Genomic DNA, 11,341 nt, shown 5'->3' with positions numbered 1-11,341 from the left:
AGCTCCGTCCAATCTCGAAGGTCCTCTGAATACTCGAAGCCATCTTCCACGCCTACCATAATGGCGTTCCGGCGATAGGAAACCGTCAAAGCCGGAGCCTCTGCCATGTCATTGAATTCGGCCTTTTCCAAGGCTTCACCATCGAAACGTAGCGGATTTCCAGCTCTCGCGAACTCGATCAAATTGGACGCGCCGTCACCATCGGGATCAGCGGAAACCAATGCATCCGCAGATTCGGAGTCCCAAGGGAACATGGACTTCCAGATGTCATAGCTCAGGCCGCTCGCTCCCTCTAAAACGACGTAGAGAGTGCCTTCTGGGAAATCGAACGTTGCGACTCCGTCTTCAATATCTAGAGGTAACTCCGCAATCGGCATTCCGTTGGCATCCAAAGCGTGAGCCGTTTGCAGGCCCGGATTCTTGACACTTATCTTGAGATCAGCCGACTCCAATCTCCAAGGAGCTTCGCCATAGCTAACGATCTTTCGTGCCGGTACTGGCTCACCGGATACCTCGATGGTCGCCTCTTCATCTTCCCAGCCCGTCGGACGGGAGCGTGTGCCAACTTGCACCAAGAGTTTACCTGAGGCAACGATCGGATAGCCGTCTAGGCTTATGACAGAAGCCGAAACGGATGGTCCCGAGCTTTCAAACGTGACCGCACTCAACGCTTGGACGGTGGGTTTATATGAGATCATCGATTGAACGTGCGACGCATCGACCGTAAACAGGTTTTGATCCGTATCCAAAAGGATCTGCCCCGTTTCGCTCCTAACCCTTTCACCGTTTTCAGTCCGCTCGATGTATGACTCCAAATCTTCCATCACTGCGTTGTCGCTTTCGCTACCTCCGAACTCCATAGTGACGGGCCCTACCAAAAATGCGAGCGGGTCGACACCGCCCTCCATGGACGAATCGGGAGCTTGGTCCCCGCTATCGCGGTTTGGGTCAAAGCTGGCGCTCTCTGCGATGATGGGCGACTTGCGCTGCCACAGCGATTCAAGCGAACGATGCTCCTGCACCACTGGCTTTCCCCGCTTGATATAGCCTTTGCGAAACGCTAACGCAGCCGCGGGCCACTGCCCTGCCATATCCGGGGTCAAACAAAGCCACTTCGCTTGAGAGGCATTGTATCCATTTGCCGAGCGCGGCGGAGTAAATCCTTCCGTCTGCCCCACAAACCAGAAATACGCATCGAAACCCGAAAGCGAAGAATAGGCTGAGAGCAGCATCGAGCTCTCAAAGCCAGTATCCGTCGGCATGACCCAAGTGCTTTCCGTCACCATCATGGGCTTACCCTTCACCTGCTTCACGCTAATCGGAAACGAGCGAGCCGCATCCTTAAGAACGGATCGATTTGTGTAAAAGTCCCCCGATTCAATCGCCCAACCGTTGTTGTCTCCTTGGTGGACTCCTCCGAAGTAGCGATTCACCGCGATCACGTCGCCGCTGGTCTGGCTGTACCGCTCACTGTCTTCCATCAAGATCACATCAGCTGTTTTCCAATTGCCGGGATTAATCAGCACAGGGCAATTCAGATCTTCTCGCACGAAACGGGCAATCTCCGCATTGAAGTCTCGCATAGTCTCCACCCAAAACTGCATCTGGTCATCTAAGCGAGGCGTCGAACCATGAGCAGCCTTACCGTCTCCCGTCAGGTCCCAAATATTGGCGATTCCGAGAACTCCGTTTTCGATGTCGTCATCTCCTGAATACGCCGTTCCCCAGTTTTCGAAGGCTGCTTCAATCGAACCATACTTGCCCTGCGCCCAAGTGAAGAACTGAGCGCCTAAGCGACGTTTTGGCCCCTCTTTAAGCGCATTGACGGTCCAAAACAGCAGGCTGTCTTCGTTCTGGATCTGGAACATCGCCAACGCAGGTTCCTCCGCTAAGGTCTTACCTCCGAGGTAATCGCTGGGCGTGGTGAAGAGCTGGCGTAGCCACTCTTTGTAGGCAGCTTGAATCTCCGCATCGAAGAAGAGCAGACCATGGTGACCGCCCTCCCAGTCCGTATCCCAACGGCTATCATTGCTCTCCATAGTGTTCGCCCAGTAGGGCGATACCATCGTGTACACGCCCGCTCGCTTCATGGCGCCGACCGAGCGAAAGATCCACTCCACCTCGCTGTCGTTCACCTCGTCCAATTCCTGCGTATCCGCACGCGGATTGATGTGGCTGTGCAAACGGATTAGGTTAACGCCACGCTTGGCCAACCATCGTGCATGACGATCAATATCAGGTGCGTCGCTCCATCCCGCGCCAGGTCGTGGTTGATATGGAAACTGGCGCGATACATCTGTATTCACCGCCCAAAAGCGTATCGATTCCCCATCGCCGCGCACAAAGTCGCCCGCATCGTCGACCTCAACCCAACCGCTCTGCCCGGCCTCGTCTTCGTTAAGCGATCGAAGATCAAACGATGCCGCAGCATCGAACGCATCGGGTTCCGGCTCGAAGGCCCAGCTATCTTGCGAGAAGGCTAGCGGCAACCCTTGAGAAGCAAGCAAGGCAGCTAATATCGCCTTAGCTCCCTGTATCCGAAAAAATGTTATATTATTCTTCATCATTTTGAAAAGTCTCTAGCGAAAACACCGCGGGGCTGCCTTCGCTTACGTTGATTATCAACTCAGGACGTTCATCACCCATGAGGTTACCCCACGCCAATCCCCTAGGACTGCCGTCGATAAGCAAACCGGATTTCCAGGAACTTACCGGGACCAGCCGACGGTCTCCCTCATTGAGCAACAGCTCTACCTGCCCATCCTCAAACCGTTCAGTCCAAGGCACCGGAGAGAGGTGCTCCAGCGATAGGATTACATCCCGGTCGCCATCGAGATCGAAATCTTCAACCATAAGCGACATCGCTCGCCCCGACTGCGCGAGATGCGGCAGAGCCTGCTTCTCAAATTCCCCGTCTTCTGTTTGCCAAAAAATACAACTCCTTAGCTCCACGACGGAAAGCTTCCGGTACTCCTCCTCTAAACTCGGGAAAATATCTCGAGGTGAACTGTTCGCGTATTTCTCGTAGCTAAACGAGCCGAGCTGTGTTGGAAAAACCTCCGCCATGCGAGCCTTCTCCGCCCGAAAGACTTCATCGCCGTTTTCGTACAATGTTTCGATTAACGAAACAGAGCCGTCGCCCGTTCTCTTATACCAGAGGTTGAGCGGACTCGATTCCGTAGTTCGATAAGTACTGTTCAAGCCTAGGTTGCCTGCCAGAATATCCTTTCTTCCATCGCCATCGATATCCTCCACGGCGATGCGATTCCAGAGCCCGTAGTTCTCACTCCGTGGCAAAATCGTGTCGTCCCGCTCAAGCATCCCTTCAACACTTCGCCAGATCTCCACCGCCCCCCACTCGATCGCGAGAACCAAATCGAGATCTCCATCGTCATCCAGATCGCTCCAGACCGCATCACTCACCCGGCCGGTATTCGCTAAGCCGGGAGCGATCGCGTCTGTAACTTCTTCGAGATTCCCCTCACGGTTTTCCCACAGACTGGAGGCGTCCGAAAGCGGATAGCTTCCCGGAATCGTGCGCACGCCGCAGAATACGTCCAAGTCTCCATCGTTGTCGTAGTCGGCGAAGCGGATCGCCGAAGTCGATCTCCTTAGAGACGAGAGCTCGCTCTCAAAGTCTCGCACGAAGTAGCCGTCACCATCATTCAAATACAGCCTATCCTCGTAAAACGCATCGCCCAACGGGGATTCGACTCCTCCAGACGCGACAAACAAATCGGGACGGCTATCAAGATTCCAATCCACGACCTTCAGATCCCAGTCTTCGCTTCCGAAATCGGTCTCGAAATCTAGATTGAAAACGTATTCAAAGTCGCCCTTTCCTCTGTTAAGCAGAATCGCGGTTTCCTGACCTTTGGCACCGGACAACGCGACATCCAAACGCCCGTCCTGATCGAAGTCCGCCAATACCATGTCTCCCCCCAGCCTCGACTCCGGAAAGGGCAAGAGCGGCTGCTCCTTGAAGTCGACAAAGTGCTCTTCCTTTCGTATCGCTTCACTTGGTAACGCCAACGCGACTCGCTGAAAAAAGGGCTTTTCTTTTTCGCGCTCTCTCGGCCCGGCGTCCTCTTCCGGCTCTGTCACGACATAGCGCCCGTTGGTCGGAAGATCTTCAAACTTCTGATATCCGCCACTCGGCCAAAAGACCTCGAGGCTATTCATCCTCTTGTGCTCACCCAGCCCGAACTGAAGGATTGGCTCATCCGTAGACATGTAACCTCTCATCGGATACAGTTCCTTCGTTTGCTTCAGCATGCCGGTCGTCGCAACCACTTTCGCGCCAACTCCGTAGGCATTGCTTCGCGTCCCGTGCAATCGGACCGTGATACGACTGTGTTGCCCTTCGTTGTTTCGAAAAACGGATACCGGTTTTTGGTAATTGTTGAGAACCATATCCATATCCCCATCTCCATCCAAATCGCCAAAAGCTACGCCAAAGCTCACTCCCAATTTCTCTAGCCCCCAAGCCTCGCCTCGCCTTTCGAAACGCAGGTTTCCTAGATTTTCGTAGGCCAGATTTCGTTCCTTGAGTACTGCCTCCCTTCGAAAAACTCGGAGAACCCAATTGCTACCGCCACGTTCGTACTGCTTCGCTGCCAAATCAGCATCATGAAAAGACCGAAGCATCCCGTTTGTAGCGAATGCATCCAGCCGTCCGTCATTGTTCAAATCCACCAAGCGTGCCGCCCAAGTCCAGTCCGTTTCCGCTAGGCCCGCCAAATAAGCGACATCCGCGAATTGGCTCGGAGATCGTTTGTGAATCAATACGTTTTTCGCGTATTGGTGCGGTAACTCGTCGCGACGACCGCGGTAGATATGCTGATGACTGCCAATGGTTCGCAGGTACTGCCGATGCGAAGTGGGAGCCATGTCCGCAACCCAGTAGTCCGAGTGTCCATCGTTATCGATGTCGCCAAAATCTGCCCCCATCGAATAATAGGGGATTTGAGACGTTACCTCAGTAATCACATCAGAGAAAGTACCGTCACCGTTATTCCGATACAGCTTGTCCGGTCTCTCATAATCGTTGGCTACATAAATGTCCGGATATCCGTCCTCATCGTAATCCCACCAAATCGCGGAGTGACCATACGCCGGTCCAGTAATGCCTGCTGCTTGCGTAACTTCCACGAATCGCGTGCCACGATTCTCGAAGAGCTGATCGGACAATTGCTCAAAGTGGTTGCCGTCGTTCACCAAGTTATTCTGCAGATAGAAATCGAGATCTCCGTCACGGTCGTAATCCACAAACGACGCCATCGTACTGCCGGTCTTAACCGCCACACCCCAGTCTTCCGCTCTCTCCTCGAAATGGCCCGTTCCGTCGTTAATCCAAAGCTCGTTTCCGCCTCTCACGTAACAGAGGTAGAGGTCAAGATCTCCATCGTTGTCGACATCGACGAAGCTGCATCCCGTTCCCGGATACGGCGAATCGAGAAAACCCGACTGGTCGCTAATGTCCTCGAACTTCATGTCGCCAACATTTCGGTACAACCGACTTTCTTCATCCTTGCTGGAAACGAACAGATCGGGAAGACCATCTCCATCGATATCGCCTAAGGCTATCCCTGTGCCGATCGTTCCCATAAAATACTCCCGCCAACGCTTTCCCCATACATCCGCCCCACTGTAGTCGTTGACAAAGCCGGACAAACCAGTCGCGTCTGGGTCGAGCTCTTCAAAGAGCGGTTTCCCCTCGATTCGATGCGAAGGAGCGTTTAAGTCTGTCCGTATCAGAGCGTCGCCCCCTTCTGCCACTGCAAACGGAAGCAGCGTCACTCCCGCCCACCCTAGGCAAATTGATCTCAAGAACGTCATCGTCTCACGAACTAGTTTGATCGAGCCTCTTGAAGTTGCCGCTTAGCCGTATTCGCTAGATCGCTACGAGTTTGCTCAAACAAACTCATCGCCTCCAAATCCCCGCGGGCTTTCGATGATTCATACGCTTTATCTATCACCTGAAAGGCGAGCTCGGGGTTGCCCAGCCCCAACTGCGTTCGAGCTAAATCGGCATAGTACTGGGGATCGCTAGGATAAGACTCCAATATTGACATGAACTGCTCATTGGCCGCTTCGAAATCCTCCACAGCAAGATAGGCCGAACCGAGGGCTTGCCGCGTCGAAGTATCATCTGGAGAGTACTCCAACGATCGATTGAAGTAGAGTGTGGCTCGGGACCAATCGTTTTCGCGCGCGGACTGCTCGCCAAGCAAGTGATAATAGCGAGCGAAGTAGTCGTCGAGCATCGGGTGCTCGGGCTCGGCTCGCCGCACTCGCTGCAACAATCGGGGAACCTCCTTCAACGCTCCAACCTCAAGGTGAGCTTCCAACAAACGAAGAACACGGTCGATTTCAGAAATTGTCCCGGCTTCCATCATTTGATCAAGCAGCGGAGTCGCGCCCTCGATGTCTCCCATTTTCAGATACAGACTTACCAGGCTTTCCGCATATTCTGTATTGTCGGAAAATTCTTCCACTAAGCTTCGATACAGTTCCACAGCGGGCTCTGTCTTACCGTTCGAAGCGAGGAGGCCGGCCAAGGTCCGACGCAGCGCTTCGTTCTTCGGCGATTGTTCAAGGGCTTTGCGAATCGTCGCAGTAGCTCGATAGAAACTGCCCTCCTCCGCATAAATCTTAGCCAATCCAAGCGACGCCAATTCAAGATCAGGCGCGAGTTCGAGGGCCTTCTGGAAACCAAGCTCTGCCGCATCCCTATCGCCCCGAAAGAGCGAACACAGCCCAAGAGCGTAGTGTACCCTCCCTGACTTGGGATTGGCCGCAGCTAGAACTTCGAGAGCCCGATAGGCCTCAGCAAGCACCGCTTGGCCCTTTTCGGTTTCCCCTGCTCTCAAGTAGGCCTCGCCCAGGCGTAGTTGCGGTAATACGCTCGCCGGATCTTTAGCCAACTCAGCGGCCATTCGTTCGGTAGGCGGCTCGCCTGAAAGTACCACGCAGTTCGCTAAAAGGAATATTGTAAGCGCAAGTCGAATGATCAAAGGGCTAGAAGCTTGTAAGGTTCGTATCATAAGATTCATGACAATACCCGTAGTTGCACATTGCCGTGGAGTCTCTTAACCGGGGGTAATTTCATTTAAAATTTGTAAACATCGGTGGAATATCAAATCCGCCAACGGAAAAGGAGCCCTGCATTCAAGCAGGGCTCCAGCTAAATGGTTATCCGTTCAGAGACAACAATCGTTTGATAGTTTCTCTAGAAGTCGAACGAGTTGCTTACCGACCAGCTCATGCCTTCTCGGATGCCTCGCAGACCGATTGATCCGTCCGGATTGCGGGAAAGCGGCACAGTCTCGTTGTCGCCAAACGCGTTGCGAACGTTCAACTGAATCTTCCAATCCAATTTGTCGTTCAATGCCTTGGCATAGCTAACCCAAAGATCGACTGTCTCACGCGCATCAGTTGCATAGGCTTGATCGATGTTCACTCCAAGATCACCGGTATCAGGATCAATCGTCGGCTCGTATCCGTAGACCTGCTCGTCTTCCCAACGAAGGGATCCGCCTAAGCCAAGCCCCTTAAATCGACCATCGCCGAAGCTGTAGTTGGTGATCACGTTAGATTTCCACTCGCGGATCTCTGGCTGGGCGGCGCCGTTGAGAGCCCTCGCCACAGCAACTTCCCCAAGGAACGGATTGAGGTGTGTGCCCACTTTGTTACCACCCTCCCACCATAGAGGAATCTCGCCGGCTGGTGTGTTACGCATTGAATCCACAATCAAGTCGATCACTGCCCCAAAGTCCTGGCCGGGGAGATTGGAACGAATCGCTTGCGTCTTCGACGCATTGAAGGCCACTCTCCAGTTTTCGGTTACGTTCGCTGTAAGCTCGAACTCGTAACCTTCCGAGACTTGGTCCTCCACGAGGGTGGCATTGTCCGGAAAACGAACCGAAGGTGCTTCTGCGTCACCCGGCTGGAATTCACTAAGGTACCAACCACGGGCAAGCGGGAAATTATTGAAGAGCTCGGCTTCGAACGCTCTCCAAGCAGGAGCCATGACTTCCTTTCGATACGCTCGCTCAGTATCGTATCCTGCCGCTTCGGCAGAAGCGCTAAGCGTTAGGTTTTCAGCGGCCCATCTACCAACATCAGTCTCAATCCTTCCAGCACCAACAGTACCCTGAGCGAGCACCTGCTCAATACGCCACTTCGCGTTATTTACCGTGGAGCTCGAAACTGCATCCTGCACGACCGTTCGGTAGTCCGTCGCGCGGAAGGACCAGCGACCATCATTGGAGATCAGCATAAGAGAAAGGTCCTCGGTATTACCCGTCGCGTTCGGCAACGTCCGACCAAACACGTCGATCCGTGATGGATCCGGCGTTTGCACCTCGCCCTCGGCGTAAAGAGCGTGTACCGAGAACGGAAGCTTGTCAGTAAGCCCGAAAACGTGGCTTACATTCAGCTTAGCAGACCAGTTGCGGCTCTGCACTTCCTGAGAACGGCTATTTACGCCTTCCTCGATCGAGAGATCGGTCTCGTGTCCATCGTCACGGTAGTCATGTCTAGGCCAAGCCTCGTAGGCGTCGTCCTTGCGCCAGCCGTACATTCCAACAAACGCACCGTCCCAGAAACGACCGGTCCAAACCAACGCAGTAGATTCCACGTCTTCAACATTAAGCGAACGGCGGGTAGTCAGGTACTCTCTCGATGCTTCGTCGTCGGAGGCACGTACAAAGGTATACTCTCCCACCGAATCCTGCCAACCCACATAATTTGCAGGATTGCGAGCCTGGTAGGCGAGTGCGTTACCATCATCGGCCGGTAGACCGCTGTACGCATTGTAAAAGGTCTCCATGGCAGCGTCTTCTGCGCTGAATCCTGGACGCGGTGTCCCATTAAATCCAGCGACTGTTACCTTGCCGGTCGGAACGTTGAGGCCATTCAATGCCCGTAAGCCAGTGTTCTGCGGACCGGTCGCATCGAGATAGATCTTAATCCCGCCGCTAGGGTCGCCAACCTCTTGAGCGAGTTCTGCCAAGCGATAATCAGAAGGAGGGAATCCACCCTCTGGAACTTCGTCACCTCGAAGCGTGGCATAGTCGTAACCCCATCCTACCGGACGGTAGTACTGACCTCGCGATTCCAGCTCGTACTGCTGAACCACACCCGTGAAATCTTGCTTGCCCAGCAAGCGAGACAAGAAGCCTTCGTTGTGGTGCTTCTCGAAATCATAAGAAAAGAAGGCCTGAAGGCGTTTAGATTCGCGATCACGAGATACCATGTTGCTTCCACCATGTGACGTATTCAGACCAATGTACGCACGTCCCCCGTACGGATTCGGAACCTGATTACCGATGGTCGCTGTTTGGTCGAGCGCGCCCACGTCGATTTCAATCGATGGTGTGTAGACGGTTCCGAGAGCAGCATTGACCTCGCTATCGTGCTCCTGTCGATAGTAGGATACATTCAAACCAAACATGTTGTCCTTGAAGGTACTCGACCAATCGAGCTCCAGAATGTTGAAGTCAGTTTCCTGACTCTTGAGGCCTCCATCGATCGTGTGGTTATAGAAATCGAAATAGGTGGTGTCGGCTAGCGAAGAGTCCTTCCAAAATCCTGCGTACTTTAATCCCATCGCGCCTGCCACCTCTTGCTTGGAACGCATCGAGAAGCTCGATGTACCGACAACCGAGCCTTGCTCAGTGTTGTCGATGGTCGCATACGGATCGAAATCTTCGTCATCGTCAGGTTCCGTCACGACATACGATCCACGAGCTTTGATGCCGCCCTCTCGAATCCTAGCCGGATTAGGAAAATTTGGCCCAGCCATATCGTAAGCGAACCCTGCGTCTGCACCAACGCTGCCGGTGAGCCACATGCTAACGGGCGTGTCGCTACTGTTGCCGTTGGTACGGGCTTCATTGCGGTAGATCTGGTTGATCAGTTGACCATTTTCTCCGGGAGCAAGTGTCTGTCCTGACTGTGCCTCTATCACAGAGTAGTTAGCCCACTCCCCGCCAAACCCCGTCTCACCCGGAGCCAAGTAGAAGGAAGAGATAGCGTCGACGGGAACGACATACCTCGGGCGGCTGCTCTCGCCAGTCCCTGTCTCGATGCTGGCTTTAAGCTTATTTAACATGCCATCCGAGTTGATGGCCTTAGGAGTGTAAGAAAGGGCAGCATAAAGACGACGGTCGTCATCATACGCCTCTTCCTGGCGGAAACGCTTGCGGTCGTTGAGCACAGCGACTCGAATCGCCAGTTCGTCTTCGACCAAAACCCGGTTCAAATTTCCGCTCATACGAGTGCTGCCGAACTTGTCGAAGCGAAGGTCGAATTTACCGCTGTTTCTAAAACTAGCCTCAGCTGTAGTGGCGTTAATAATACCTGCGGGACTCCCCAAGCCGAAAAGGATCGAATTCGCGCCACGTTGAATATCCACGCGGTTGATGATGTATCCATCCCACGAAACATCCGTCCTAAAATAATTGCGGGTGTTGTCCGCACTGGTCAGACCCCGTACGCGAGTGTTGCTATTTGGAGAGCTCAGGGCCGCGTTTTCCAAGCCGTTAGAGTTAGGGTTTACGAAGTTTCCGTTCGCGCCGCCGACTTCCGTTCCTAGACCATAGGCAAGCAGCGTCTCATTGTCCACGGCGCCTACGTCATCCAAGAAATCTTCCGTGTAAACAGAGATCGCTGAGCCGATATCGGCCAAGTCAGTCTTCAAACGCGTGCCGGCGAGTGAAGAGGTGGCACGATAGCCGACATCTTCTTCGCCGCTCACCGTAAACGGAGAAAGCTCGAAGACTTCGTCATCTTCTTGATCGGCTGCATCCTGAGCGGAGACAGAGCCGCCCGCTGCGAGCGAGGCGGCGAGCAAAGCGGCCGTGAAGGGGCCCACCCTGCTGGGATAGTTTTTGTTTTTTAGCATGATAGTTCGATTTGGGTAAGCAAGTCGCCCCGAGAACCTAAACTCACTTGAGAAATTAGCAGAAGAGCGAGCCACTAGAGCTCGATCCGCACGCAACCTTCTTAAGATGAAGCAAAGCGATTACCGAAAGGATACCGGGGTACGGGCAACTTGATTTTGATTGGGTGTGGGTATTTGAAAAACAGCGGCTGGAGCGAAAGCTCCGGGGCCCTCTGCGATTGGACTAGCAACGACGGGCGCAAGCGCCTGACGATCATTCAACTTTGTACTCCTCGTATCCTAAATCGAAAGGGTGTCCTGCATAAATCCGTTTACTAAAATGGGGTAAAAAAAGTTCCGAGCCAAACGCGACGGAGCACTGGGGTTCGTTCTAGATAACATTCAATCAAAACCCTAAGCTCAGCATTTCCCCGACCTAATTTGGACGTGGAT

General features: G+C 53.6%; 4 protein-coding genes. All 4 read right to left on the bottom strand.

Annotated elements, in window-relative coordinates; translation table 11 throughout:
* The coding region (locus QEH53_RS09100) for a hypothetical protein (protein ID WP_309022860.1) at positions 1-2,567 on the bottom strand (2,567 nt) is incomplete at its 3' end.
* Positions 2,554-5,838 carry a VCBS repeat-containing protein gene (locus QEH53_RS09095; protein ID WP_309022859.1) on the bottom strand — a complete coding sequence of 1,095 codons (3,285 nt, stop codon included), beginning with the start codon at positions 5,836-5,838 and terminating at the stop codon, positions 2,554-2,556. The genes QEH53_RS09095 and QEH53_RS09100, both read right to left, overlap by 14 nt.
* An 11-nt stretch (positions 5,839-5,849) precedes the next feature.
* The gene (locus QEH53_RS09090) at positions 5,850-7,055 is read right to left on the bottom strand and encodes a tetratricopeptide repeat protein (RefSeq protein WP_309022858.1); all 1,206 of its coding nucleotides are present in this window, start codon (positions 7,053-7,055) and stop codon (positions 5,850-5,852) included.
* Between the two features lie 176 nt (positions 7,056-7,231).
* On the bottom strand, positions 7,232-10,909 hold the full coding sequence (locus QEH53_RS09085; RefSeq protein ID WP_309022857.1) for a TonB-dependent receptor plug domain-containing protein: 3,678 nt from the start codon (positions 10,907-10,909) through the stop codon (positions 7,232-7,234).
* Positions 10,910-11,341: the final 432 nt, after the last annotated feature.

Origin of the sequence: Pelagicoccus sp. SDUM812002, from assembly GCF_031127835.1 — a bacterium.
In the GTDB taxonomy this organism is placed as follows: Bacteria; Verrucomicrobiota; Verrucomicrobiia; order Opitutales; family Opitutaceae; genus Pelagicoccus.
Note: the sequence above shows the minus strand (reverse complement) of the source record. Positions and strands in the feature narration are given on the sequence as shown.

Excerpts from the sequence above, each read along its gene's own strand:
- QEH53_RS09090 (WP_309022858.1), bottom strand. The coding sequence starts at position 7,055 with ATGAATCTTATGATACGAACCTTACAAGCTTCTAGCCCTTTGATCATT.
- QEH53_RS09085 (WP_309022857.1), bottom strand. The coding sequence starts at position 10,909 with ATGCTAAAAAACAAAAACTATCCCAGCAGGGTGGGCCCCTTCACGGCC.
- QEH53_RS09095 (WP_309022859.1), bottom strand. The coding sequence starts at position 5,838 with ATGACGTTCTTGAGATCAATTTGCCTAGGGTGGGCGGGAGTGACGCTG.